Annotated in this window: 25 protein-coding genes; 14 read left to right on the top strand and 11 right to left on the bottom strand. The window is 63.9% G+C overall.

Annotation, left to right across the window (positions count from 1 at the left end; translation table 11 throughout):
- Positions 1-62: 62 nt before the first annotated feature.
- On the top strand, positions 63-2114 hold the full coding sequence (locus tag NKI70_RS27035) for an elongation factor G (RefSeq protein WP_023678341.1): 2052 nt from the start codon (positions 63-65) through the stop codon (positions 2112-2114).
- Between the two features lie 514 nt (positions 2115-2628).
- Here the strand turns inward: NKI70_RS27035 and NKI70_RS27040 are convergent.
- The gene (locus tag NKI70_RS27040) at positions 2629-2832 is read right to left on the bottom strand and encodes a hypothetical protein (RefSeq protein ID WP_352697627.1); all 204 of its coding nucleotides are present in this window, start codon (positions 2830-2832) and stop codon (positions 2629-2631) included.
- 101 nt (positions 2833-2933) lie between these two features.
- On the opposite strand from NKI70_RS27040, the gene NKI70_RS27045 reads away from it, so the two are divergent.
- The gene (locus tag NKI70_RS27045; RefSeq protein WP_023678342.1) at positions 2934-3431 is read left to right on the top strand and encodes a methyltransferase family protein; all 498 of its coding nucleotides are present in this window, start codon (positions 2934-2936) and stop codon (positions 3429-3431) included.
- 19 nt (positions 3432-3450) lie between these two features.
- On the opposite strand, the gene NKI70_RS27050 is transcribed toward NKI70_RS27045, so the two are convergent.
- Positions 3451-4203, bottom strand: a complete 753-nt coding sequence (locus tag NKI70_RS27050; RefSeq protein ID WP_352697625.1) for an SDR family oxidoreductase — start codon at positions 4201-4203, stop codon at positions 3451-3453.
- Positions 4204-4324: 121 nt separating this feature from the next.
- Here NKI70_RS27050 and NKI70_RS27055 point away from each other — a divergent pair, with 121 nt between their 5' ends.
- Positions 4325-4969, top strand: coding sequence for a TetR/AcrR family transcriptional regulator (locus tag NKI70_RS27055; protein ID WP_023678344.1), 645 nt, complete (start codon positions 4325-4327; stop codon positions 4967-4969).
- 104 nt (positions 4970-5073) lie between these two features.
- Here NKI70_RS27055 and NKI70_RS27060 read toward each other — a convergent pair whose 3' ends face one another.
- Positions 5074-5970, bottom strand: coding sequence for a LysR family transcriptional regulator (locus NKI70_RS27060; protein ID WP_023719100.1), 897 nt, complete (start codon positions 5968-5970; stop codon positions 5074-5076).
- A 97-nt stretch (positions 5971-6067) separates the two neighbouring features.
- Positions 6068-7042 (bottom strand): thioredoxin-disulfide reductase, encoded by a 975-nt coding sequence (gene trxB, locus NKI70_RS27065; protein ID WP_352586850.1) that lies wholly within the window; start codon positions 7040-7042, stop codon positions 6068-6070.
- 255 nt (positions 7043-7297) lie between these two features.
- Between trxB and NKI70_RS27070 the strand changes: the two genes are divergently transcribed.
- A complete protein-coding gene (locus NKI70_RS27070; protein WP_023678347.1) occupies positions 7298-7774 on the top strand; it encodes an Lrp/AsnC family transcriptional regulator in 477 nt (158 codons plus the stop codon).
- A 283-nt stretch (positions 7775-8057) separates the two neighbouring features.
- Here the strand turns inward: NKI70_RS27070 and NKI70_RS27075 are convergent, their stop codons facing one another.
- From NKI70_RS27075 to NKI70_RS27085, 3 genes are all read right to left on the bottom strand, one after another.
- Complete coding sequence (locus NKI70_RS27075) at positions 8058-8633, bottom strand: D-sedoheptulose-7-phosphate isomerase (protein ID WP_352586848.1); 576 nt, start codon at positions 8631-8633, stop codon at positions 8058-8060.
- Positions 8634-8640: 7 nt separating this feature from the next.
- Entirely contained in the window at positions 8641-10119 is a 1479-nt protein-coding gene (rfaE1, locus tag NKI70_RS27080) for a D-glycero-beta-D-manno-heptose-7-phosphate kinase (RefSeq protein WP_352586847.1), read from the bottom strand.
- Between the two features lie 139 nt (positions 10120-10258).
- A complete protein-coding gene (locus tag NKI70_RS27085; RefSeq protein ID WP_023678350.1) occupies positions 10259-10891 on the bottom strand; it encodes a LysE family translocator in 633 nt (210 codons plus the stop codon).
- A 177-nt stretch (positions 10892-11068) separates the two neighbouring features.
- Here NKI70_RS27085 and rfaD point away from each other — a divergent pair, with 177 nt between their 5' ends.
- Genes rfaD through waaC form a run of 3 tightly spaced genes read left to right on the top strand, consistent with a single transcriptional unit; the run spans position 11069 to position 13979 of the window.
- Complete coding sequence (gene rfaD / locus NKI70_RS27090; RefSeq protein ID WP_352517064.1) at positions 11069-12019, top strand: ADP-glyceromanno-heptose 6-epimerase; 951 nt, start codon at positions 11069-11071, stop codon at positions 12017-12019.
- Positions 11992-12999 carry a lipopolysaccharide heptosyltransferase II gene (gene waaF / locus NKI70_RS27095; protein WP_352725408.1) on the top strand — a complete coding sequence of 336 codons (1008 nt, stop codon included), beginning with the start codon at positions 11992-11994 and terminating at the stop codon, positions 12997-12999. The genes rfaD and waaF overlap by 28 nt, the downstream gene beginning before the upstream one ends.
- Positions 12996-13979, top strand: a complete 984-nt coding sequence (gene waaC, locus NKI70_RS27100; protein WP_352567963.1) for a lipopolysaccharide heptosyltransferase I — start codon at positions 12996-12998, stop codon at positions 13977-13979. Before waaF ends, waaC begins: the two co-directional genes overlap by 4 nt.
- A 207-nt stretch (positions 13980-14186) precedes the next feature.
- On the opposite strand, the gene greA is transcribed toward waaC, so the two are convergent.
- Together greA and NKI70_RS27110 are read right to left on the bottom strand one after the other, a co-directional pair.
- A complete protein-coding gene (gene greA, locus NKI70_RS27105; RefSeq protein WP_023719113.1) occupies positions 14187-14660 on the bottom strand; it encodes a transcription elongation factor GreA in 474 nt (157 codons plus the stop codon).
- A 328-nt stretch (positions 14661-14988) separates the two neighbouring features.
- Positions 14989-15546, bottom strand: coding sequence for a tetratricopeptide repeat protein (locus NKI70_RS27110; RefSeq protein ID WP_254819249.1), 558 nt, complete (start codon positions 15544-15546; stop codon positions 14989-14991).
- A gap of 235 nt (positions 15547-15781) precedes the next feature.
- Between NKI70_RS27110 and NKI70_RS27115 the strand changes: the two genes are divergently transcribed.
- From NKI70_RS27115 to NKI70_RS27130, 4 genes are all read left to right on the top strand, one after another.
- Positions 15782-16207: a DUF3775 domain-containing protein gene (locus tag NKI70_RS27115; protein ID WP_023678354.1), complete on the top strand. Its 426-nt coding sequence runs from the start codon at positions 15782-15784 to the stop codon at positions 16205-16207.
- Between the two features lie 76 nt (positions 16208-16283).
- Positions 16284-17234 (top strand): extensin-like domain-containing protein, encoded by a 951-nt coding sequence (locus NKI70_RS27120; RefSeq protein WP_352586842.1) that lies wholly within the window; start codon positions 16284-16286, stop codon positions 17232-17234.
- 112 nt (positions 17235-17346) lie between these two features.
- On the top strand, positions 17347-18201 hold the full coding sequence (locus NKI70_RS27125) for an extensin-like domain-containing protein (RefSeq protein WP_023678356.1): 855 nt from the start codon (positions 17347-17349) through the stop codon (positions 18199-18201).
- A 66-nt stretch (positions 18202-18267) separates the two neighbouring features.
- Positions 18268-18975: an LssY C-terminal domain-containing protein gene (locus NKI70_RS27130; RefSeq protein ID WP_352586838.1), complete on the top strand. Its 708-nt coding sequence runs from the start codon at positions 18268-18270 to the stop codon at positions 18973-18975.
- Positions 18976-19020: 45 nt separating this feature from the next.
- On the opposite strand, the gene NKI70_RS27135 is transcribed toward NKI70_RS27130, so the two are convergent.
- Positions 19021-20040: a zinc-dependent alcohol dehydrogenase family protein gene (locus tag NKI70_RS27135; RefSeq protein ID WP_352586836.1), complete on the bottom strand. Its 1020-nt coding sequence runs from the start codon at positions 20038-20040 to the stop codon at positions 19021-19023.
- Between the two features lie 127 nt (positions 20041-20167).
- Between NKI70_RS27135 and NKI70_RS27140 the strand changes: the two genes are divergently transcribed.
- The 3 genes from NKI70_RS27140 to NKI70_RS27150 all read left to right on the top strand — a co-directional run bounded on the left by NKI70_RS27140 (position 20168) and on the right by NKI70_RS27150 (position 23293).
- A complete protein-coding gene (locus tag NKI70_RS27140) occupies positions 20168-21109 on the top strand; it encodes a LysR family transcriptional regulator (protein ID WP_352456967.1) in 942 nt (313 codons plus the stop codon).
- 59 nt (positions 21110-21168) lie between these two features.
- Positions 21169-22479: a hemolysin family protein gene (locus NKI70_RS27145; protein ID WP_352456966.1), complete on the top strand. Its 1311-nt coding sequence runs from the start codon at positions 21169-21171 to the stop codon at positions 22477-22479.
- A 76-nt stretch (positions 22480-22555) separates the two neighbouring features.
- Positions 22556-23293 carry a class I SAM-dependent DNA methyltransferase gene (locus tag NKI70_RS27150; RefSeq protein WP_352456965.1) on the top strand — a complete coding sequence of 246 codons (738 nt, stop codon included), beginning with the start codon at positions 22556-22558 and terminating at the stop codon, positions 23291-23293.
- Between the two features lie 133 nt (positions 23294-23426).
- On the opposite strand, the gene arr is transcribed toward NKI70_RS27150, so the two are convergent.
- Complete coding sequence (gene arr, locus NKI70_RS27155; RefSeq protein ID WP_352456964.1) at positions 23427-23834, bottom strand: NAD(+)--rifampin ADP-ribosyltransferase; 408 nt, start codon at positions 23832-23834, stop codon at positions 23427-23429.
- Positions 23835-24182: the final 348 nt, after the last annotated feature.

Consider the following 24182-nt stretch of genomic DNA (forward strand, 5'->3'; position numbering starts at 1 on the left):
CGCCCGCGACGGCCGACAGGCCGGCCGCCGCTCACAGGGAAACGCCTGAGTGGAGGTCAGCCATGGGTACTCGCGCCGGAGGACGACGCACGGGACCGAAATGCATTGCCATAGTCGGTCCCTTCGCAAGCGGTAAGACGACACTTCTCGAAGCCATACTCGCCCGTACAGGCGCCATTCCCCGCCAGAATCCCGTTTCGTCCGGAAATACCGTTTCCGATCATTCGCCCGAGGCGCGCGCTCACGGCATGAGCGTCGAGGCGACCTTCGCCACCACCGATTTCATGGGCGAGCCGTTCACCTTCGTCGATTGTCCCGGCTCCATCGAATTCTCCTTCGAAGCCGAGCCGGTGCTGGCCGCCTGCGACGTCGCCGTGGTCGTTGCCGAGGCCGACGAGAAGAAGATCCCTGCCCTGCAGCTGATCATGCGCAAGCTCGACGATCTCGGCGTGCCGCGCATGCTGTTCCTGAACAAGGTCGACAAGGCGATAGCAGGTGTGCGCGACACGCTGAAGATGCTGCAGCCGGCAAGCTCGGTGCCATTGCTGCTGCGCCAGATCCCGCTGCGCAAGGACGGCGTCGTCATCGGCTCGATCGACCTCGCTCTGGAGCGTGCCTACATCTACCGCGAATATGCCGAGAGCGAGGTCGCCCAGATCCCGAGCGACGACAAGGCGCGCGAGCTCGAGGCGCGCTTTTCCATGCTGGAGACGCTCGCCGACCATGACGACCGGCTGATGGAGCAATTGCTGGACGAGATCGAACCGCCGAAGGATGCGATCTTCGACGATCTTGCCGCCGACCTGCGCGACGGCATGGTGACGCCGGTGCTGATCGGCACCGCCGAGAAGGGCAATGGCGTGCTGCGCCTGTTGAAGGCGATCCGTCACGACGCACCCGACATCGAGGCGACGCGCCAGCGCCTCGGCGCTCTCGATGGCAATGCCACCGTGGTCCAGGTGATGAAGACCATCCACACCGCGCATGGCGGCAAGCTGTCTGTGTCGCGCATCCTGTCCGGCCAGGTCGCCGACGCCGCCGAGCTGTTCCTTTCCAATGGCGAAACGGCAAAGGTCTCCGGCATCTACAAGATGCTCGGCAAGGACCAGGTCAAGCTGACTTCGGCCAAGGCCGGCGACACGGTCGCGCTCGGCAAGCTGGACGCCGTCAGGACCGGCCAGACGCTGAGCTCGACCAAGGGCGGCATCCAGCCGCTGGTCACGCTGGCGCCGCCGCAACCGGTCTTCGCCTTCGCGCTGCGGCCGAAAGAGCGCAAGGACGAGGTCAAGATGTCGGCGGCCATCCAGCGCCTGGCCGAGGAAGATCCCTCGCTCAACCTGCATCACAACCAGGATTCGGCCGAAACCGTGCTGTCCGGCCATGGCGAGATGCATCTGCGCGTCGTGCGCGAGCGGCTGGAAGGCAAGAACCAGATCCCGGTCGAAGGCCATGTGCCGGCCGTGCCCTACCGCGAGACGATCCGCAAAGCGACGCAGCAGCGCGGCCGCCACAAGAAACAATCAGGCGGCCACGGCCAGTTCGGCGACGTCGTGATTGAGATCAAACCGCTGCCGCGCGGGTCAGGCTTCCAGTTCACCGATACGATCACCGGCGGCGTCGTGCCGAAGACCTACATCCAGTCGGTCGAGACCGGCGTGCGCGATTACCTGAAATCCGGCCCGCTCGGCTTCCCGGTCGTCGATGTTGCCGTCAACCTTTCCGACGGCTCCTACCATGCGGTCGATTCCTCCGACATGGCCTTCCAGATGGCAGCGAAGCTGGCGATGAAGGAAGGCATGGCCGCGTGCTCGCCGGTGCTGCTCGAGCCGGTGATGAAGGTCGAGATCGTCACGCCGTCGGATGCGACGTCGAAGATCATCGCTCTGATCCCGCAGCGGCGCGGCCAGATCCTCGGCTACGACGCGCGGCCCGACTGGCCCGGATGGGACGTCGTCGAGGCGACCATGCCGCAAGCCGAGATCGGCGACCTCATCATCGAGCTGCGCTCGGCCACGGCGGGTGTCGCCAGCTACCGGGCCGTCTTCGACCACATGGCCGAACTCACCGGCCGGTTGGCCGACGAAGCGCTGAACGCCAACGGCAAGGCCGCCTGATCTGCCTTTGCGGCCCAACAGGAAACGGCGCCCGGATGATCCGGGCGCCGTTTCTTGCGGACCGTCTTCGTGGGAGGCGAAACGGCAGGTCCGCCGCATGCTTGCCGCCGGTGCCTGGCGGCGGAGGAAGGTTCGGACGCGGTAGCTGCCTGAGCCCGGGTCGTCCGAGTGATGCCCCCATCCCCCGGACGAGCCACACCGCGTCCTGTGCTCTGCTTAATCGATTTGGCGCGCCCGCGGCATGTTACCCGAGGTTACATGTCACTGTTACGCGACCGCTCCGGCCGATTTTCTGGCGATGTGTTGGTTTCGGGCAACAAAAAAGCCGGATCAATGAAGACCCGGCTGAGTTTGATTGGAAGTGCCTGTTAAGGCTAACCTCCAGAGGGGAACACTCGAGAGCGCTAATGGGAGGAGAACGCGCTCAGGAGATGATCTATATATGTGCTCTTCATGCCCAAGAAACAAGCATCTATTTTGCAACACTCACATGCAAAAAGGCGCCGGCTGTGGTCTAATCCGTCCCGAAGCGCAATAGGACCAGTTGAATCGCTGAAATACAGCCTACGGCAAGGCAAAAATCGATCCGCGGCAGCGAATCAGCAGCGATTCCTGCTCGGAAAGTCGAAAAACGCAGGATGACGTGGAATCGTGCAGCACGCGTTTGTTTTTTCGGCAGCCAGACCTTGCTGGTGCATGCCGCCCAAAAGCCCGCCATCGAGCTTGACCTGAGGGTGCAGCGGTTTGGGTTACATGCCGGACAAGACCTGAAGCGCGTTGCAGGAGACCGTTCAAGGCCGCGCCCGTAAGGAGAGCTATATGCGAGCCACTTCGGCGATCGCCGGCAGCGTCATCTTCCTTGCTGTAGCGCCCGGCGTGGTCGCCGGGCTGTTGCCTTGGCTGCTGACCGATCGCTATCGCCTGCCCTGGTCGAGACTGCCCGGTTTCGTTCCTGTGGGCTGGCTGCTGGTTGTCGCCGGCACAGCCATACTGCTGCACGCCTTTGCCCGGTTTGCCCTAGAGGGCCTGGGTACCCCCGCCCCGGTCGCGCCGACCGAAAGGCTGGTCGTCGGCGGCATCTACCGCCATGTGCGCAATCCGATGTACGTCGCCGTGCTGTCGATCGTCCTCGGCCAGGCACTGCTGTTTTCGAGCTGGACGGTCGCCGCCTATCTAGTCATCGCCGCGGCCGCCATGATCTCCTTCGTGAGACTATATGAGGAACCGACGCTTGCCCGCCGCTACGGCGACGAATACGAGGCCTACCGCCGTGCCGTACCAGGCTGGCTGCCCCGCCTGACACCTTGGCGCGGCTGAAGCAGGCTCCAACGCTACGTCACCACGGCAGCGGGCCGTCCTCGTTCGAGAACGTGCCCGTCGGACCGCTCGCGTCGAGAAGCGCGAGGCGCACGGGCTCCCGCGCGGCCTGTTCGACGGTGCGCGGACCTTCGAAGTTGTTCAGCTCCGTCGCGGTGTAGCCCGGGCACGCAGCGTTGACCTTGATGCCGGTCTCCTCGAGCTCGATGGCGAAGGCGAGCGTCATCGCGTTGACGGCCGTCTTCGACGGGTTGTAAACGGCGCCAAACGAAGCGCGGTACGGAAAGGCCGGATCCGCGTTCAATGTCAGCGAGCCGGCGCCGCTCGATACGTTGACGATACGCGCCGCCGGCGCCTCACGAAGGAGCCGCAGCATCGCTTGCGTGACGGCGACGATGCCAAACACGTTCGTCTCGAACACCGCGCGTACGTCGTCGAGAGAGGCAACACTCGGGCGGCCCGAGTTGATGATCTCCTCGAACAACGTGCCGGGCTTTCCCGCGTGGGAGATGCCGGCATTGTTCACCAGCACATCGAGGCGGCCGATTTCGATGCGGATGCGCTCTGCCGCGGCGGCGATCGAGGCCTGGTCGGTGACGTCGAGCTGCAGGGCGTGGGCATCCTCTCCGATGCTCTTTGCGGCTGCCTCGGCATGCTCGAGCCTGCGCGATCCTACGAGCACGGTAAGGCCGTTCGCCGCGAGGTCCTTGGCGATCTGAAGACCGATGCCCTTGTTGGCCCCGGTGACCAGGGCGACGGGTTTGTCCTGCATGGTAATCTCCTTTTGTGCACCGATGTGTGGCCAACACCGCCTTGCCGTGCTAGATACAAGTCAAACGGAACCACGTTCCACATATATCCGGAACAAGGTTCCGTTTGCAAGAGGTAATTTGATGGGCGAAAAAACGCCGAACGGCAAAACGGATCAAGGCGATAGTCTGGAACCCCGCGACCGCGCGGATCGGCACGTGCGCGCCGACGCACGGCGCAACATCGACGCGTTGCTCCGGGCGGCCATGGCGGTGTTCGCGACCTCCGGCGTGGAGGCTCCGGTGCGAGAGATCGCGGAAAAGGCTGGCGTCGGCGTCGGCACCGTCTACCGCCACTTTCCACAGCGCTCGGACTTGATCGTGGCCGTCTTCCGCAACGAGGTTGACGCCTGTGCGGACGCCGCGCCGATCCTGGCCGGAAAGCATGAGCCCGGTGAAGCGCTGGCCCTGTGGATGCAGCGCTATGTGGATTTCATCACGGCAAAACGCGGCCTCGCGGCAGCCTTGTACTCAGGCAATCCGGCCTTCGACACTTTGCCTGCCTATTTCAACCAACGGCTCCGGCCCGCGCTCCAAACATTGCTGGAGGCAGCGGCCGCGGCCGGCGAGGTGCGCGCCGATATCGAGCCGGGCGATCTGTTGGGGGCGGCCGCCAGCCTTGCCATGCCGGCACATGGCGGCGGCCCTGCCCAGGCGCGGCGCATGGTTGCCCTGCTGGTCGACGGTTTGCGCTACGGCGCCAGCACGCTGGCGGATACGCGTTCCTAAAGCGCGTTGCGTTCGACCGACCTGATGCGACGCGCTTTAGGTTCTTGTTTGATGCATGTCGTTATCGCAAAACCGCTGCACACTTTTGCGCGACATGCATTAAATCAGAACGACCAGCTGCGCGCCTTGGCGATGATGAAATCGCGGAAGACATGCAGCTTCGCCTGGTTCTTCATCGCGTCGGGATAGGCGAAATAGGTATCGAAGGACGGCACTTCGGTCTCGGGCAGCAACTGCACTAGCCCGGAATCCTTGCTGACCACGTAATCCGGCAGCATGGCGATGCCGGCGCCGCCCTGCACCGCCCGCTTGATCGACAATATGTCGTTGATCTGCAGCGTCGGCACCCTTTGCCCGCCTTCGAAATCGCCGACCGTTTCCAGCCAGTTCAGTTCCGACAGATGCGCCGGCACCGGCACGCCGAAGGTGACGATACGATGGGCCTTCAGCTCGGCAATCGAATTCGGCTTGCCGTATTTGTTCACATAGGAGGGCGCCGCGTAGAGATGGAAATGCACGGTGAACAGGCGGCGCTGGATGAGGTCGGGCTGCTGCGGCTGGCGCAGCCGGATGGCGCAGTCGGCCTGGCGCATGGTGAGGTCGAGCTCCTCATTGGCCAGGATGAGCTGCAGGCTGACCTCGGGATAGAGCTCGATGAACTCTTGCACGCGCTCGGTCAGCCAGCCTGCGCCGAGGCCGACCGTCGTCGTCACCCTGAGCACGCCGGAGGGCCGGTCCTTGGTTTCGGTCAGTCGCGATTTGATGGTTTCGAGCTTCATCAGCACGTCGTGTGCCGTGCGGAACAGCATCTCGCCCTGCTCGGTCAGCACCAGGCCGCGGGCATGGCGATTGAACAGCGGCACGCCGACGTCATGCTCGAGCGCGCTGACCTGCCGCGAGATCGCCGATTGCGACAAATGCAGTGTTTCCGCGGCATGGGTGAACGACCCCGCTTCCGCTGCGGCGTGAAACACGCGTAGCTTGTCCCAATCCAACGCCATGATTTCCCCTCGTCCTGTTTTCTGGCGTCCGCCTGTTTTGGCGTCTGAATGAAAAATCAGGCTTTTGCGCGGCTTTTCTCAGCCGCTTGTTCAACATTCACTCCGCCGCTTCGCGGTGAACCTCGATCCCCGCCAGATATTTTTCCGCCTCGAGCGCGGCCATGCAGCCGAGCCCGGCCGCCGTCACCGCCTGGCGGTAGATATCGTCGGTCACGTCGCCGGCGGCGAACACGCCCGGCATATCGGTGCGGGTCGAATCCGGCGCCGTCCACAGATAGCCGTTCGGCTTTTGCTTCAGCTTGCCGGCAAACAGCTCGACCGCCGGCGCGTGGCCGATCGCCACGAACACGCCGTCGACCACCAGATGCATCTCCTGCCCGGTCACCACGTTGCGCAGCTTCAGCCCTTCGACCGATGGCGGCAGCGGCGCCTTGCCGGGCCTGCCGGTGATCTCGTCGACCACCGCGTCCCAGATGACGCGGATATTATCTTTCCGCAGCAGCCGCTCGCGCAGGATGCGCTCGGCGCGGAAATCGCTGCGCCTGTGGATGACGGTGACGCTCTTGGCCAGGTTGGAGAGATAGAGCGCTTCCTCCACCGCCGAATTGCCGCCGCCGATCACCGCGACATCCTTGCCGCGATAGAAGAAGCCGTCGCAGGTGGCGCAGGCCGAAACGCCAAATCCCATGAAGGTCCGTTCGCTCGGGATGCCCAGCCATTTCGCCTGCGCGCCGGTGGCGATGATCAGCGCGTCGGCGGTATAGATCGTGCCGGAATCGCCCTTGGCGCGGAACGGCCGCACGTTGAGGTCGACTTCGGTGATGATGTCGTTGACGATGTCGGTGCCGACATGCTCGGCCTGCCTGAGCATCTCGCTCATCAGCCATGGACCCTGGATCGGTTCGGCGAAGCCCGGATAGTTTTCGACATCGGTGGTGATCATCAGTTGCCCGCCCTGCTGCAGGCCGGCGACCAGCATCGGCTTGAGCATGGCGCGGGCGGCATAGATCGCCGCCGTATAGCCGGCGGGGCCGGAGCCGATGATGAGAACAGGCGCATGCTTGGTGATCATGAAAAACCTCTGCGGGGAGCAGCCATGGATTGTGGCATGAACTCTCGTCGATTGTTGCGCGTAATGTAAGTGTTGCCTGCGACGCGAGCAAGGCAAGTTGCCGTTCGTCCCCGGAAAGCTTCGGCGCCGGCGACGGCGACAAGCAACCCGCAGCAAGATGATGCAAAAATCCTCGATCCAGCGGATGGAATAGACAGCAAAGTCGTTTAATTACAAAGTCGCGAAAGATTCTTTCGCGTCATCACGGAAGCCACCATGCCGATCAAGGCCGATCTCGATGCCATCGACTGGAAGATCCTGCGCGAGCTTCAGCAGGACGGACGCATGACCAATGTCGAACTGTCGAGCCGCGTCGGCATTTCGGCGCCGCCGTGCCTGCGCCGCGTCAGGCGGCTGGAAGAGGCCGGCATCATCCGCGGCTACCGCGCTTTGCTCAACGCTCCGGCGCTCGGCCTCGACGTCGTCGCCTTCTGTCTGATCGGCCTGCATCACCAGGCCGACGCCGAACTCAAGACCTTTGCCGAGCGCACCCGCGGCTGGCCGATCGTGCGCGACGCCTGGATGGTGTCGGGCGAGTCCGATTTCCTGCTACATTGCGTGGCGAGCGATCTCGGCACCTTCCAGACCTTCGTCATCGAGGAACTGGCCTCGGCCCCCAATGTCGATACGGTGCGAACCGCGCTGACCATCCGCCGGGTCAAAGACGAAGGGCTGGTGGCGTTTTCGGCTTAAGAGAGCAGGCAAAGCGGCTGCGAAACAAAAACCCGGAAACAAAAAACCCGCCTCGGCGGGCGGGATCGTCGGTGGAAATCATCACCATACCGAAATTAGTAGCATAGCTGCCGGCACAAAGCAAGAACAAAATGTGGCTATGCGTCAAATAATAATCGCTACAGGCTAGGGCTGCCCCTCACCGACCCCTCTCCCCGTGAAGGACGGGGAGAGGGGTCGCCAGCGTTGCGGCTAGTCCCTTCTCCCCGTTGACAATTGACGGCCTCTACCCGGCCTGGCGCAATCACCCTGCGTCGCAGAGGCGCGTTTCGACCATTTCGCACAAATGGTGGTAGAGGCACAAATGCCCCTGCTGGATGATCGGCGTCGAGGTCGAGGGTACGTTGAGCAGGATGTCGGAGAGCGGCTTCAGCTTGCCGCCGGTGTCGCCGGTCAGGCTGACCACCGTCATGCCCATCATGCGCGCCTGTTGGGCGGCGGCGAGGATGCTTGGCGAATTGCCGCTGGTCGAGATGGCGAGCAGCACGGCGCCCGCCGAACCATGCGCCTCGACCTGGCGCGCAAACACCGTGTCGAAGCCGTAATCATTGCCCCAGGCGGTCAGCACCGCCGCGTTGGCCGGCAGCGCGATGACGTTGTAGGCCTTGCGCTCCCTGAGGAAGCGGCCGACCAGCTCGCCGGCGATATGGATGGCGTCGCTGGCCGAACCGCCATTGCCTGCTATCAGCAGCGCCTTGCCCTGCGAAAGCGCGGCGACGACGGCGCTGACCGCCCGCTCCATCTCGCTGGTCAGGTCGCGCTCGACCATCGCCGAAATCGCGGCCGCCGAGCGGGCCAGGTAATCGTTCAGTTCGGACATGAAACCCTCAGTTCCCGGCGCGCAACCTGCCGATAGTGCCGGTCGTGCTCTTGCCGGCGACGAGGTCGACCAGCACGACGCGCCCGCCGGCCTTCTGCACGACATCGGCGCCAACCACCTGATCGACCGTATAGTCGGCACCCTTGACCAGTATGTCGGGGCTCAGCGCCTCGATCAGCGAAAGCGGCGTATCCTCCTCGAAGATGACGACGGCGTCGACCGAGGCAAGTGCTGCCAGCACGCAGGCCCGGTCATGCTGGTCGTTGACCGGGCGCCCCGGCCCTTTCAGCCGGCGCACCGAGGCATCGCTGTTGAGGCCGAGCACCAGCCGATCGCACTGGCTGCGGGCCGCATGCAACAGGCTGACATGGCCGGCATGCAGGATATCGAAACAGCCATTGGTGAAGCCGACGCTCAAGCCCTCGTCTTTCCAGCCCGCCACCAGCCGCGCGGCGGCGGCGGCATCGAGGATCGCATCCAAGTGGGCGACCGGACCATGCGAGCGAAACAGCGCACCGGTGAGTTCCTCGATCGTCAGCCGCGCCGTGCCGCGCTTGCCGACGACAACGCCGCCGGCGGCGTTGGCGATCGATCCGGCCATGACGCGGTCGGCGCCTGCTGCAAGTCCCAGTGCAAACGTCGCGATCACCGTGTCGCCGGCGCCCGAAACGTCGAACACTTCGCGCGCCTGCGTGGCGATATGGCGGGCGTCGTCCGCACCGATGACGCTCATGCCCTTTTCGCTGCGCGTCGCGACGACGAAATCGAAACCGTGCGCCGAAATCAGCTGGCGCGCCGCCGCCTCGATTTCGTCGTCGGCAAACACTGCGCGGCCGACCGCCTCGCCGAGTTCCTTGCGGTTGGGCGTGATTGCCGTCGCGCCGGCATAACGCGCATAGTCGCGGCCCTTCGGGTCGACCAGCACCGGCTTGCCCGCTTCCCGACAGATCGAGATCAGCTCGCCGGCGGCGCCGTCGAGCAGCACGCCCTTGCCATAGTCGGACAGGATGACGATGTCGGCGCGCGCCAGCGCTTCGCGAAAATGCCCGACCAATGTCGCGCGCTCGGCATCGCCCAGCGGCTTGATTTCCTCTTCGTCGAAACGCAGCACCTGCTGGTTGAGCGCGCTGAATCGGCTTTTGGACGACGTCATGCGATCGGCATCCTGCGCCAGCCCGCCGGTGTCGACGCCAAATTCGCCGAGCATGCGCATGAGGTTCTTGCCGGCCTTGTCAGCGCCGATCACCGAGACCGGTATGACGGCAGCGCCGAGCGAAACGATGTTGGCGACGACATTACCGGCGCCGCCCATCGCCAGCGTTTCGCCGCGCCCGTGCAGCACGGGGATCGGCGCTTCCGGCGAAATGCGCTCGATCACGCCGTTGACGAAACGGTCGAGGATGAAATCGCCGACCACCAGCACAGTGGCGCTGCCGAAGCGCGAGATGGCGCGGTGAAGGGGTTCGGGAGAGGGCAGCTTGATCATGTCAACGCGTGGGAGGGCCGATTTTCGGTGACGGGAAATTCGATGGGCAGGGCCGGCCGTTCATGGCGATGCCGATATACCGCAATTTCAGCCGACGCAACGGCAGGCCTTCGACCGATCGCCGCGGCGAGACAGTGCGTCAGCTTTTCTGCAACGCGACATGCACGCCCAGTCCGACAAGCACCGCACCGCCGGCGCGCCGCATCAGGCGCTGCGCCCGGCTCGACTGCCGCAGCCTGGCGATCACCGCGCCGGCCAGTATCACGCAAACAATGTCGGCCGACGAGAACATCAAATTGACGATCGTTCCAAGCACGACGAACTGCAGCCAGACCGGAAACGCTGCCGAGGCATCGATGAATTGCGGCAGGAACGCCATGAAGAAAATCGCCGTTTTCGGGTTGAGCACCTCGACGGCAACGCTCTCCAAAAACGCGCGGCGGGCGGATTTCGGCTGAATTCCCGGCAAGACAACGTCGCCTTGCGCCTTGGCGCGAAACAAAGAAACACCGAGCCAGACCAGATACAGCGCACCGACCAGCTTGACCGCCATGTAAAGCACCGGCACGGCATGGAAAAGCACCGACAGGCCGACAGCGGCGGCGAAGACATGAACGTAGCCGCCGAGATGGATGCCGAGCGCCGCCATCAGCCCGGACCAGCGGCCGCGCGCCATGGTTTGCGCGGCGGCATAGAGCATGGCGGGACCGGGGATATAGGCGAAGATCGCCGTGGTGGCGAAAAAGGCGACAAGCAGTTCGGTTGACGGCATTACCTTGCTCCTGTCACGCTTCGCCGGTGGTCACCGACTGAAGCGAGAGCTTTGCGGCGGCACTGTGGCGCTCATCCGGCCGCCCCGCCACCTGCTTTGTCGACAGCCCGGCCCGCCTCCCCTATAAGGCCAGAATCCCACAAGGGCTACAACCGGCACAAGGTACCAGAGGCTTTCATGATCATCGTCACGGGCGGCGCCGGCATGATCGGTTCCAACATCGTCGCCGCGCTCAACGCCGAGGGTTTCAGCGACATCCTCGTCGTCGACGACCTCACCGACGGCCACAAGATCGCCAACCTCGCCGATCTCGAGATCGCCGATTATCTCGACAAGGACGATTTTCTGGCGCGGATGGAGGCCGGCGACCTCGGCCGCATCGAGGCCGTCTTCCACCAGGGCGCCTGCTCGACCACCACCGAATGGAACGGCAAGTTCATGATGGAGGTCAACTACGCCTATTCGAAGCGCCTGCTGCACGCCTGCCTGGCCCTGCGCTTGCCCTTCCTCTATGCCTCGTCCGCTTCCGTCTATGGCAGCGGCGCCGAGTTCCGCGAGGAGCCGCAATACGAGCGCCCACTGAACGTCTATGCCTATTCGAAAAAACTGTTCGACGACTATGTCCGCCGCACTGTCTTCGATACCGACCACTCGCCGGTGGCGGGCCTGCGTTATTTCAACGTCTACGGACCGCGCGAGGCGCATAAGGGCGCCATGGCCTCGGTCGCCTTCCATCTGTTCAACCAGGTCGAGCAAGGCCAGAACCCGAAACTGTTCGGCGCCTATGGTGGTTTCGGGCCCGGCGAACAGAGCCGCGATTTCATCCATGTCGGCGATGTCGCCGACGTCAATCTGTGGCTGTGGAAACGCGGCTCGAGCGGCATCTTCAACTGCGGCACAGGCAAGGCCCAGCCGTTCCGCGCCATTGCCGAGACGGTGATCGATACGCTCGGCAAGGGCCAGATCGAATTCATCGAGTTTCCCGACCACCTCAAGGGCAGCTACCAGAGCTTTACGCAAGCTGATATGTCCCGCTTGCGCGCAGCCGGTTACAACGGCCAGTTCCGCACAGTGGAAACCGGCGTCAGAGATTATGTCGAATGGCTGAAAGCCCAACGATCCTCGTGATCGGCCCACGCTGGGTGGGCGACATGGTCATGGCGCAGTGCCTGTTCCAGGCGCTGAAGGAGCTTCATCCCAACGCCGCCATCGACGTGCTGGCGCCGGCGTGGGCAGCACCCCTGGTCAAGCGCATGCCCGAAATCCGCCAGCAGATCGACCTGCCGCTGCAATCCGGCGCGTTCGAATTCCGCGTCCGAAGGCGCTTCGGCCGCCTGCTGCGCGGCCGCTACGACATGGCCTTTGTCCTGCCGGGAAGCTGGAAGTCGGCGCTGATCCCGTTCTTTGCCGGCATTCCGCGCCGTGTCGGCCATCTCAAGGAAATGCGCTACGGGCTACTGACCGACATCGTGCCCTTGCCCGATCGCCTGAAACGGCGCACCGCGCAGGCCTATTTCAGCCTTGCCCGTGGTGGCGCCTTCCAGGCGCCGAAGCTCGCCGTCGATCAAGCCAGCCAAGCGGCACTGCTCAGCCGTTTCGGGCTGACAGCGGGGAAATTCGTGGCAGTCATGCCCGGCGCAGAATTCGGCCCGGCCAAGCGCTGGCCGAGCGAACACTATGCCGGCCTTGCCCGTGAGATGATGGCGAAAGGGTTTGGCGTCGCGCTGTTCGGGTCGAAGAACGACGCTGGGGTGACGGCTGAAATCGCCGCGCTGGCTCCGGGCGCCGTCGATCTTGCCGGCCAGACGCGGCTCGAGGATGCCATCGACCTGATCGCGGCGGCGAGGCTCGCCGTCTCCAACGACAGCGGGCTGATGCATGTCGCCGCCGCCGTCGGCACGCCGGTAGTCGCCGTTTACGGCTCGACCTCGCCGCAGAACACGCCGCCGCTCGCCGAGCGCCGCGAACTGCTCTGGCTCGGCCTGTCCTGTTCGCCCTGCCACAAAAAAATCTGCCCGCTCGGTCATCTCAACTGCCTGAACACGCTGGAGGTCGAACGCGTCGTGGCGGCGGCGGAGCGGCTGCTGGAAATGCCGGCCGCCGCATGAAAGTGCTGATCGTCAAGACATCGTCCATGGGCGACGTCATCCACACCTTCCCGGCGATCGAGGACGCGCGCCGCGCTCGGCCGGATATCTCCTTCGACTGGTGTGTCGAAGAGGCATTTGCCGGCATCGTGGCGCTGCATCCAGCCATCCAAACCATCCACAGCGTGGCGATCCGGCGCTGGCGCAGGAAGCTGCTCGAGCCCGGCACATGGCGGGAAGTGGTCGGCTTGCGCCGCGCCTTGCGCGATTGCCGCTACGACCTCGTCCTCGATGCACAAGGCTTGCTGAAATCGGCGCTGGTGGCGCGGCTGGCGGCAGCCCCGGTCGCCGGGTTCGATCGGTCGAGCGCCCGCGAGCCTTCGGCAAGCCTGTTTCATGGCCATCGCTATGCCGTGCCGCGCGGCCTGCATGCCATCGAGCGCACGAAACGCCTGTTCGGGCTGGCGCTCGGCTACGAGCCGGATTTTTCCAGGCTTGAATCGGGTATCGCGCCGCCAGCCGGAAGATCGACTTTTGCCGGTGAAAAGACCGCCTTCCTGCTGCACGGCACCAGCCGCGAGGACAAGAAATGGCCGGTCGCGGACTGGATCGAAACCGCCCGCCTGCTGGTGAACATGGGAATGACGCCGGTCACCACCTGGTCGAACGACCGGGAACAGGCGGTTGCCGAGGCGATCGCCCGCGCCATTTCGCAAACCGTGGTGGTTCCCAGGTCGCCGCTAGCCGAGATCGCCGCCGTCATCGGCGGCTCGGCGCTGGTCATCGGCGCCGACACCGGCCTGACCCATCTCGCCAGCGCTTTCGGCCTGCCGACGGTGGCGATATTCCTCGCTACCGAGCCTGGCCTGACCGGTCCGCGCGGGCCATTCTCATCGACGCTGCTAGCCAGGCCCGGCCACAGCGTCACGCCGCCGGAGGTGATGGCGGAAGCCGAAAGGCTTGTGGAGCGCCAGACGCTTGGTCAGGCCGGTGGCCGCTGATTTGCTCAATCAATTCAATCGGAAAGGTCAGCGTTGCCCCTTCCCTTCTCCCCTTGTGGGAGAAGGTGGATTGGCGCGCAGCGCCAAGACGGATGAGGGGTGTTGGACGGAGTGCGGAGGGAGCCAAGCTGGAACACCCCTCATCCGACCTCGCTTCGCGAGGCCACCTTCTCCCACAAGGGGAGAAGGCAGAGCAGCGCCAATCCCCTAGATGAACTGCACCTGGACGATCTCGTAGCCCCTGGCGCCGCCTGGCGCATTGACCTCAATGGCGTCGCCGACTTCCTTGCCGATCAGGGCGCGGGCGATCGGCGAGGAGATCGAGATGCGGCCGGACTTCACGTCCGCTTCCTGGTCGCCGACGATCTGGTAGGTCTTTTTCTCCTCGGTATCCTCGTCGACCAGCACCACGGTGGCGCCGAACTTGACCTTGTCGCCGCTGAGCTTGGTGACGTCGATCACCTCGGCCCGCGCGATCAGGTCCTCGAGTTCGTTGACCCGGCCCTCATTGAGGCTCTGTGCCTCTTTTGCCGCGTGATATTCGGCATTTTCGGATAGGTCGCCATGCGAGCGCGCTTCGGAAATCGCCTCGATGATACGCGGCCGCTCCTGTTGCTGGCGCCAGCGCAGTTCTTCCTTCAATGACGCGAACCCCTCGCCTGTCATCGGGACCTTGTTCATAATGCCTGACCTTTCCTGCCGCCGCCCCCGCAATCGGGAGCGACCTTGTCGATGGTACAAAAAGAAAACGGTCCGGCAGCCTCGGGCTAACGGAACCGTCTCACCACAATTTCGCAAGATATAGCAATCTTCGCGGGTTTTTCACGTCCAAAAAGTCGGTTTTTGAAAAATCATCCACCGATTGCACGGCTGACCCCACGTCAAGCGGGGGTTTCCAAGATCGTATCGTGTACCGTGATGCCAAATCTCGGTTGTGGCCAACATGTGCAGCACAGCAAAAAACCGGCTGCGATCGCTCACAGCCGGTTATGAGGAGCGTTCCGGAGGATCAGCTCCTCATGAAATGATCGATCTGCTCCGACAGCATGCCGTATTCGCGAGACCCCTTGCCCGTGCGCTTCTCGATCTCGCGGAGCTGTTCCTGGGCGCCGGCAAGATCGCCGATCTGCAGGTGCGCCTCGCCGAGATATTCGCGTACCAGCGTGTAGTTCGGGTCGATGCGCAGCGCTTCCTCGTAGTAGCCGAGGCCGACGGTGACGCGGCCGGAATGGCGGTGCGAATAGCCGAGATAGTTGAGGATGCGCGGATCCTGCTTGTTGGCGGCGAGGCTGAGCACGGCGATCGCCTCGTCGTAGCGTCCATCCATCGCCAGCGCGCGACCGGCATCGTAGATGCTGTCGTCGTCCAGCATGCCTTGCTTCGGCGAGACGCATTTCTTCTGCTTCTTGTCCCACGCCTCCCCCTTCTTGCACTGGGACTGGCCGCCGCCGCCATTGCCGCCACCGCCGCCACCACCTCCTCCGCCCTCTCCAGCCGAAAACGCCGGAGCCGCAATCAGCGGCAGGGCGGCGATGGCCATGGCGTAAATCAGCAATCGTCTGCGCATCGAATTCTCCTTTGAACTGACAATGCAACACTAACGCCGGGCCAACGCCGTTTCGTCCCGGAAAATGTCATCCTATCTCAAAACCGCGATCTCTCCCAGCAAGGCCATCTTATCCCGGGAAGAGAGGGCATCGGAAATCATGCTTCATGATCAACGCCGCCGCGCAAGATAATGTGACGAGCGCTGCAAATCCGCTATCATCGGGCCGACCGAGCACGAAGCAGGGAGACGGCCGGTGCAGCAACGCGTTGAACGAGACTGGGAGCTTTCGATCGGTCCCGACACCGTGCGCCTGTTCATCCTGAAGGCGAAGGCGCTCAGCGCCGCCGTCAACGAAGACTATGCCGACGGCGCCGAGCACGAGGTAGAGCTCGACGGCAACGCGCACGACAACCACCATCATGACGGCCTTGCCGAGGAAAGCTCCGAAGATCTCACCGAAGAAGAATTGCGCGAGCTGATCGACGATCTCAATGTCGACGAAGCGGCCGAACTGATTGCGTTGGCCTGGGTCGGCCGCGGCGACTATGACGCTACGGAATGGACGGACGCGCTGTCCGCCGCCCGCGAGCGCGCCAACAAGCGCACGGCAAAATATCTGCTCGGCATGCCGCTGCTGGCGGACTGGCTCGAGGAAGGCTTGGAAGCGATCGGCGCGTGACGGCGCGGTTACCGATTGTGATCGGCCGCCTCCCTCGCTCAAGGCAACTTCCCTGCATTCTGGCCGTTGCGACGTAATGGCGGCGTTTGGCTTTTTCAGATTGGGCAGATTGCTGCTGGCCGTTGCGGCTACGCCGCTGGCCGGGTCCGTATCGGCCAAGGCCCCTCAATTGCCGCAAACTGCACCGGTTCCGCAGCTCAACCAGCAAGTCACGCCCCCGCCACCAACCGAGATCCCGGTCCCCGAACCGCGCCCGGCGGATGCTCCGGAGCCGCCCCAGGCCACTCAGCCGCAAAACGGCCAGCCAAACGCCAAGCAGCCGGAGCCGCCGGCGATCGCACCACTACCTCCTGAAAAGCCAGCGGAGGCAGAGCCATCGGCAAGCGCACCGAACCCGTCGGAAAAGCCGGCCGAGGCGGACAAAAAGGAGGAGAAAAAAATCCTTCCTGATCCTCGATCGGCCGCCATTGCCGAGAAAGAAATGCCGGCCGAAGAATTGGCCTGCCGCAGGCGGCTGAAGTCGATGGGCGTCGATTTCGTGGAGCGCAAGCCCGAGCGCGATACGGCGGTCGGTTGCTCGATCCCCTACCCGATCGTGCTGAGGACGCTCGGCAAATCCATCGCCATCGGCCCGGAGCCCGAGCTGAATTGCCAGATGGCAGAAGCGGCCGCACGCTTTGCTGCTTCGGTCATCCAGCCTGCCGCAAAGGCCGAGTTCGGCGCGGATATTAAATCGATCGGCCAGGCCTCCGCCTTTGTCTGCCGGTCGCGCAATGGCGGCGGCAAATTGTCGGAGCACGCCTTCGGCAACGCGCTCGATATCGCCAGCTTCAAGCTTTCGGACGGGAAGGAGATCGATGTCGGCCCGGCGCCGCCGGAAAAGGACGCGAAATTCCTGAACGCAGTGCGCAAGGCAGCCTGCGGACCGTTCAAGACCGTGCTTGGCCCCGGCAGCGACGCCGATCATTCGCAGCATCTCCACTTCGACCTCGAACCGCGCCGCAACGGTGGTACGTTTTGCCAGTGACCTTAGCCTATGGGGGCGCCGCAATTTGGCCGCAGGCGTGAACGGCGCCGCTGATTTTTCCTTTACTCTTCAGGTTTAGAGTCTGTGCCATCTGGGGACAGGAACCCTTCCGATGGCCGGGCTATTTCGCGCTGCGCTTGCCGCTGTGCGGCACACAGAATGCGCGCGCATAGCCGGCAGGCTTGCCGCCCTGCTTGCCATTGCGGCGGTCTCGGCCTGCAATACCGGCAGCGTGCTGTCGCTGCAGCCGGCCGTCGATGTCGGCAGCCAGACCGCTGCCGTCCCGCCCAATTCCGACCCGCAATATTCCGGCGCGCAAGATTCCGGGCCGCAATATTCGGGTATGCAGCGCCTCGTCCCGTCCAATCCCTTTATGACGGCCGCCTATCCGCGCCTGGACAACCCGATGTCGCCGGCCGAACAGATGCCGGCCACAGAGATCGATTGCCGCAAGGAATTGAAACGCCTCGGCGTCGTCTACACCGACGTTGCGCCGATCCATGAAGGCCAGTGCGGGATCGACTATCCGGTCAAGGTCTCGGCCATCGGCAGTGTCGAGATGAAGCCGGCCGCGACGCTGACCTGCGACATGGCCGCCACCTTTGCCGGCTGGACCAGGAACGAACTCGTGCCGTCGGCCCGCTGGCGCTATTTCTCAGGCGTCAAGACCATCCACCAGGGCTCGAGCTATTCCTGCCGCAGGATTGCCGGCGAAGGTGTTTTGTCGGAACACGGCAAGGGCAATGCGCTCGACGTGATGAGCATCGAACTCAACAATGGCGACGATATCGACGTCCGCAAGCCCGGCCTGTTCGCCTTCCGCACCCGCGGCTTCCTCAACAATGTCCGCGCCGACGGCTGCCAGTATTTCACCACCGTGCTCGGCCCCGGCTACAATTACGATCACCGCAACCATTTCCATTTCGACATCAAGAACCGCAAGAACGGCTATCGCGCCTGCCGCTGATTGCAGCCCCTGCCCAAGACTTGCTGCGCCGGTTAAGATGGTGCGCAGACGCTTGGGTGGTGCCTCTTGAGCCAACGAAGCCTGCGACGACGTGCAACGACCTGGCTGGTGGCATGCTGTGCCGCCTATCTTTCGCTCGCCTATTTCGCCGCGCCTGAGTTCTGGACGTTGCGGGACCGCAATTTTCGCAATCAGCAATTCGAGATGGTGACGCACACGCCGCAAGGCATTCCGGGCGATCCGATCAATGTCGGCCTTGTCGGCACCAAGAAGGAGCTTGTCCATGCTTTTGCCGTCGCCGGCTGGGATACGGCAGACGCCATCACGCTGAAGACGGCCATCGAAATCGGCGAAAGCGTGCTGTTTGACCGCCCCTATCCCGACGCGCCGGTCAGCCGGCTGCTGTTCGAAGGCCGCGCCCAGGACCTCGCCTTCGAAAAGCCGGTCGGTGACAGCGCCGACCGGCGCCACCATGTCCGCTTCTGGCAGACCGATGCGACCGGAGACGACGGCCGGCCGCTCTGGCTCGGCTCGGCAAGCTTCGACCGCGGCGTCGGCCTCAGCCATGACACCGGCGCGATCACTCATCACATCGGCCCCGACATCGACGCCGAGCGCGATGGGCTGATGCGCGACCTCTCCGCCGCCGGCATGCTGATCTCGACCAGCGAGATACCAGGCGTCGGCGCCACGAAGACCGGGCGCAACGGCGAAGGCGATCCCTATTTCACCGACGGCAAGGCCATCATCGGCGTCCTGCTGCAACTGCCGTAGGCGCGCGATCGGCCTTCCCGTCTGACCCATTTCGTCCCGACGGGCTCAGGGCACGGTGATCACGATCTTGCCGAACGGTCCCGTCTCCAGACGCTCGAATGCCTGCGGCACCTCGTCGAAGCCAAACACCTTGTCGATCACCGGCTTGATCGCGAGCGTCTCGATCGCCTGGTTCATTCGCTCGAAAGCGCGGCGGTGGCCGATCGATATGCCCTGGACGACGATCCGGTTGCGCAGGAACGGAATGATCGGGAAACTGAGCTCCATGCTGCCGAGAAGGCCGATGAGCGACAGCCTGCCGTCGGCGCCCAGCGCATTGAGCGAGCGCCGCGCATTGTCGCCGCCGACCATTTCCAGCACATGCCTGACGCCGGCCCCGTTTGTCAGTTCGCGCGCAGCCTCGTCCCATGCCGGCTGGCTGCGATAATTGATCGCCTTCCAGGCGCCGAGCGCCTTCGCCCGCTCGACCTTCTCGTCGCTGCTCGAGGTGACGATGGCGCGCAGGCCGAAGGCGGCGGCAAATTGCAGCGCAAACAGCGACACGCCGCCGGTGCCCTGGATGAGAACGGTTTCCCCCGGGATCGGCTTGGCCGCCTCGACCAGCGCGAACCACGCCGTCAGCGCCGCGATCGGCAGCGTCGATGCCTCGACGTCGCTGAGCGACGGCGGCGCCGCCACGGCGGCATCCTCATGAAAAAGCACATGCTCGGACAGCATGCCGGGCAGTGACGAACCAAGCGTATGCTTGTGCAGCACCGGCGGGGCGTCGCCGTCCGGCCAGTCGGCGATCACCTGGCCGAGCACGCGCTGCCCGATGCCGAAGCGGCTGACTTCGCTGCCGGTGGCGACTACTTCGCCTACCGCGTCCGATGTCGGCACGAACGGAAAGCTGAGGTCCGGTATCAGCACGCCATCGACGATCATCCTGTCCTTGTAATTCAGCGATACCGCTGTGACGCGTACCAGAAGATCATGCGGCCCGGGTTGGGGCAGCTTTCCATCAGCCGGCTTCAACCTGGACAGGCCGAAACCGTTCATCTGCCAGGATCTGTTTTCGGTGCTCATTTGGTTCGCGCTCCGTGGTTGATGATTGCGCGAGACATTTACGCCGTTTCACTATGGAGAAAAGTGCTTCCATGTGGCATGTTCTGCAACAGATTAAGGAGCAAAACTCTACAATAGGAGCGCTTCATTGGAATCGGCCAATTTGCAAGGCATCGTCGCATTCGTTCACGCGGTGGAGGCCGGCAGCTTCACCGGCGCTGGCGCACGGCTGCATGTCACCAAATCGGCGGTCGGCAAGTCGATCGCGCAGCTGGAACAGCGATTGGGCGTCCGCCTGCTCAACCGCACCACCCGCAGCCTCAGCCCGACCAGCGAGGGCCTGAGCTATTACGAAGCCTGCGTCAGGGCACTGGCCGAGATCGAAGCCGCCCGGTCGCTGTTGGCATCGCGCAAGCAGGTGCCTTCCGGGCGGCTGCGCGTCGACCTGCCTTTGGCCTTCGGCCGGCGGTGCGTCGCCCCGCTGCTGTTCGACATTTCCAAAAAATTCCCGGACCTGACGATGGAAATCTCGTTCAACGACCGGCGCGTCGACCTGATCGAGGAAGGCATCGACCTGGCGGTGCGTATGGGCGACCTCGACGACAGCTTGTCGATCGCCGCGCGCCGCATCTATGCCCAACGTTCGGCCATCTGCGCCGCCCCCGCCTATCTCGACGCCCATGGCAGGCCGCTATCGATCGAGGACCTGGCCAGGCACAGCCTCATCGGCTACGGCCGCGACGGCACGGTCCATCCCTGGACAGTCAGGCATGTCGACGGCCGTCTCGAAAAATTCGCGCCCAAGGCGCGGCTGGTGCTCGGCCACGGCGAACCGATGCTCGATGCGGTACTGGCCGGCTGCGGCATCGTCTATCTGCCGACATGGCTGACGGCCGACAGCATCAGGCGCGGCGAGCTCGAAATGGTTCTGTCGGACTGTCTTGTCGAAAACACCGTGGTGCATGCCATCTGGCCGGTAACACGCAATCTCGCGCCAAAGGTGCGCGTCGTCGTCGACGCCCTGATCGAGCATTTTTCCGCGCCGCCCTGGGATGCGGCATGGGTGCCGCCTGATTGCCCGGCTCGCTAAATTTAAAAAGCGCGACCGTCCTATTTTCGAAAACCGCGCGGCAATGCTATGGACCCGGCATGCTTTATGCTGAAATTGCCATCGTGGTCGTCCTCATCTGCGTGAACGGCCTTCTGTCGATGTCCGAACTCGCCATCGTCTCGTCGCGGCCGGCGCGCCTCAAGACGATGATCGACCGCAACGTCAAGGGCGCCGGCCGGGCCCTGGCGCTCGGCGCCAATCCGGGAAAATTCCTGTCCTCGGTGCAGATCGGCATCACTTTGGTCGGCGTCTTGTCCGGTGCCTTTTCCGGCGCCACGCTCGGCGAGCGGCTGGCCACCTCCCTGGCGTCGGCCGGCATCCGCGAAAGCCTCGCCGATCCGCTCGGCGTCGGCATCGTCGTCGCCCTCATCACCTATGGCTCGCTGATCATCGGCGAACTGGTGCCCAAGCAGATCGCATTGCGCGACCCCGAACGGGTAGCCGTCAGGGTCGCCCCGGCAATGACCATCCTCGCCAGCGTCTCGGCGCCGCTGGTCTTCCTGCTCGATTTTTCCGGCCGCGCCCTCCTGTGGCTGCTTGGCCAGCGCGGTCAGAGCGAGGATAAGGTCACCGACGAGGAGATCAAGATGCTGGTCGCCGAAGCCGAGCACCACGGCACCATCGAATCCGACGAACGGCGGATGATCGCCGGCGTCATGCGGCTCGGCGACCGTGCCGTGCGCGCGGTGATGACGCCGCGCACCGAGGTCGACTGGATCAATCTGCAATCCGACGAGGCGGCCATCAGGAAGCTGCTGATGGACACCCAGCATTCGCGCCTGCCGGCCGGCGACGGCGGCGTCGACGCCATGATCGGCGTCGTCCAGACCCGCGACGTGCTGGCCGCAATGCTCGGCGGCCGCGCTCTCGACCCGCGCCGGCACGTGCGGGCCGCGCCGATCGTGCATGACCAGGCCGACGCGCTGGACGTGCTTGCGACGCTGAAGGAATCCGACGTGCCGATGGCGCTGGTGCATGACGAATACGGCCATTTCGAAGGCATCGTCACCCCGGCCGACATTCTGGAAGCGATCACCGGCGTCTTCCGTTCGGATCTCGACGCCGGCGAAGAGGAAAACGCCGTCAAGCGCGAGGACGGCTCATGGCTGCTCGCCGGCTACATGCAGGCCGACGAGATGGCAGAGGTCCTCGGCATCGACCTGCCTGAGAGCCGCGATTACGAAACCGTCGCCGGCTATGTGCTGTCGCATTTGCACCATCTGCCGGCGACCGGCGAATGTGTCGACGCGCAAGGCTGGCGCTTCGAGGTCGTCGACCTCGACGGCCGCCGCATCGACAAGCTCATCGCCACCCGCCTGCCCGGCCGCCACCGCGAGGTCGTGCGGTAACGATCGACGCGACTTATGGGCTATATGCTCGCGGCGACGCCGCTCGCACAGTCAAAGTTGATTGGGAATACCGCCTATGGTCGACCACCTTTTCGCCGACCCATATCTCGCTGCCGTCTACGACGCCTGGCACCCGAGATCTGCGCGCGACGACTATGATTTCTACCTGCCCCGCATTCTAACAGCAGACGCGGTGCTTGATGTCGGATGTGGAACGGGCACCCTCCTTCACGAGGCACGCCTGGCCGGACATTCAGGGCGGCTCTGCGGCATCGACCCAGCACCCGGCGTGTTGAATCGCGCACGAACGCGCGCGGATATCGAATGGGTTCTCGGCGATCTCCAATCGGCCGGCTGGACAGCCGAGTTTGATCTCATTGTGATGACGGGGCACGCATTCCAGGCCCTTGTCAGCGACGAAGACCTGAGGGATTTCATGGCGGCTGTCCGACACGCCCTTGTGCCAGGCGGATGCTTCGCGTTCGAAACGCGGAACCCTTCGGTGCGGGCGTGGGAGCACTGGACACCCGAAAATGCGGTCGTCGTTGAGCTGCCTGACGGGTCGCTGGTGCAGATCACAACAGAGGTGATCATGCGGTTCGATGGACAGACGGTGACATTCACCCACAGGTTCGGCGGAAAGCATCCGAGCCTTCCGCAAGTTAGTCGCAGCACCTTGCGATTCCTCGAGACGGACGCCTTATCGAGCCTGCTGGGGAACGCGGGGCTACGGATCGAACAGCAATTCGGCGGCTTTGACGGCAGCCCACTTGGCCCTTCGAGCCCAGAGATCATCACGTTCGCGACGAGATGAAAAGGAGCATCCGCTCTCCAGCCCTGCAAGCAACGACAACTCGCGGACCCATTGCGGACGTGGAGCCGTATTTCGCGGGGACTGCCGCCGACCGTAGGTCAGAGCCAAGCTTGGCAATCGCAGAACTCAGCGATCAATCGATTGCCTCGATACCTTGTGCCTTCAGCCGTTCGAGATGGTCCTTCATCTCTTTCAGCCGCTCGGGGGAGTGGCCCTGCCACTCGGTGACCTCGCCCGTGATCCTGAGCGGCTCGCGGCAGCGATAGGACTGCGTCGGATTGCCGGGAAATTTCTTGTCCGTAAGATTGGGGTCGTCCATGACCGGGCCGGTTGGTTCCACGATGTAGATCCTTTCGCGTCCGTCACCGGCGGCCAGTTCTGCACCCCAGATAGCCGCATCCAGAGTGCCGGTTAGATAGACCCAGGCTGCCTGCTTTCGCGCCCCGTAATTGGAGCTGTAACCGGCTTCGATCAGGTCTCCCGGCTTAAGATCGGCCCGGGTGCCGTGGTAGAATTGGCGCGGCTTGTCGGAGGCTGTCATCGGCTCATCCTCGCTGTCTCAGGCGTCATGGTGTCGTGGCGCGCACTATTTCATGCACGTCATCGAATCAACCGTCTGGCCGTTCGGTTATCGGACGTCCGCCCATTCCGGTCATCCCGCCCAAAGCACGCTTTCGGTCGGCTGCCGGTGCGGGTATTATTGGCGCTCTGCATCTTACCGAGGTGGAAAAATGGATCTGCAAGCCTTCAGGGATTCGATTGCGAAACCACAGCCGCCAGCCGGCTTGAGCCCTGCCCTGCAGGGATCGTGTCCCAGGGAGTGGTGTAGCTGACGGCTCGGTCGCCGCGCTCTCCGGCATGGGGCCGGGGTGATCAGCGTGCCACGGCT

Origin of the sequence: Mesorhizobium sp. M0500 (assembly GCF_040321165.1) — a bacterium.
In the GTDB taxonomy this organism is placed as follows: Bacteria; Pseudomonadota; Alphaproteobacteria; order Rhizobiales; family Rhizobiaceae; genus Mesorhizobium.

Bases quoted from the DNA above. Each gene is read 5' to 3' on its own strand.
- NKI70_RS27035 (WP_023678341.1), top strand. From the start codon at position 63: ATGGGTACTCGCGCCGGAGGACGACGCACGGGACCGAAATGCATTGCC.
- NKI70_RS27040 (WP_352697627.1), bottom strand. From the start codon at position 2,832: ATGGCGGGCTTTTGGGCGGCATGCACCAGCAAGGTCTGGCTGCCGAAA.
- NKI70_RS27045 (WP_023678342.1), top strand. From the start codon at position 2,934: ATGCGAGCCACTTCGGCGATCGCCGGCAGCGTCATCTTCCTTGCTGTA.
- NKI70_RS27050 (WP_352697625.1), bottom strand. From the start codon at position 4,203: ATGCAGGACAAACCCGTCGCCCTGGTCACCGGGGCCAACAAGGGCATC.
- NKI70_RS27055 (WP_023678344.1), top strand. From the start codon at position 4,325: ATGGGCGAAAAAACGCCGAACGGCAAAACGGATCAAGGCGATAGTCTG.
- NKI70_RS27060 (WP_023719100.1), bottom strand. From the start codon at position 5,970: ATGGCGTTGGATTGGGACAAGCTACGCGTGTTTCACGCCGCAGCGGAA.
- trxB (WP_352586850.1), bottom strand. From the start codon at position 7,042: ATGATCACCAAGCATGCGCCTGTTCTCATCATCGGCTCCGGCCCCGCC.
- NKI70_RS27070 (WP_023678347.1), top strand. From the start codon at position 7,298: ATGCCGATCAAGGCCGATCTCGATGCCATCGACTGGAAGATCCTGCGC.
- NKI70_RS27075 (WP_352586848.1), bottom strand. From the start codon at position 8,633: ATGTCCGAACTGAACGATTACCTGGCCCGCTCGGCGGCCGCGATTTCG.
- rfaE1 (WP_352586847.1), bottom strand. From the start codon at position 10,119: ATGATCAAGCTGCCCTCTCCCGAACCCCTTCACCGCGCCATCTCGCGC.
- NKI70_RS27085 (WP_023678350.1), bottom strand. From the start codon at position 10,891: ATGCCGTCAACCGAACTGCTTGTCGCCTTTTTCGCCACCACGGCGATC.
- rfaD (WP_352517064.1), top strand. From the start codon at position 11,069: ATGATCATCGTCACGGGCGGCGCCGGCATGATCGGTTCCAACATCGTC.
- waaF (WP_352725408.1), top strand. From the start codon at position 11,992: ATGGCTGAAAGCCCAACGATCCTCGTGATCGGCCCACGCTGGGTGGGC.
- waaC (WP_352567963.1), top strand. From the start codon at position 12,996: ATGAAAGTGCTGATCGTCAAGACATCGTCCATGGGCGACGTCATCCAC.
- greA (WP_023719113.1), bottom strand. From the start codon at position 14,660: ATGAACAAGGTCCCGATGACAGGCGAGGGGTTCGCGTCATTGAAGGAA.
- NKI70_RS27110 (WP_254819249.1), bottom strand. From the start codon at position 15,546: ATGCGCAGACGATTGCTGATTTACGCCATGGCCATCGCCGCCCTGCCG.
- NKI70_RS27120 (WP_352586842.1), top strand. From the start codon at position 16,284: ATGGCGGCGTTTGGCTTTTTCAGATTGGGCAGATTGCTGCTGGCCGTT.
- NKI70_RS27125 (WP_023678356.1), top strand. From the start codon at position 17,347: ATGGCCGGGCTATTTCGCGCTGCGCTTGCCGCTGTGCGGCACACAGAA.
- NKI70_RS27135 (WP_352586836.1), bottom strand. From the start codon at position 20,040: ATGAGCACCGAAAACAGATCCTGGCAGATGAACGGTTTCGGCCTGTCC.
- NKI70_RS27145 (WP_352456966.1), top strand. From the start codon at position 21,169: ATGCTTTATGCTGAAATTGCCATCGTGGTCGTCCTCATCTGCGTGAAC.
- NKI70_RS27150 (WP_352456965.1), top strand. From the start codon at position 22,556: ATGGTCGACCACCTTTTCGCCGACCCATATCTCGCTGCCGTCTACGAC.
- arr (WP_352456964.1), bottom strand. From the start codon at position 23,834: ATGACAGCCTCCGACAAGCCGCGCCAATTCTACCACGGCACCCGGGCC.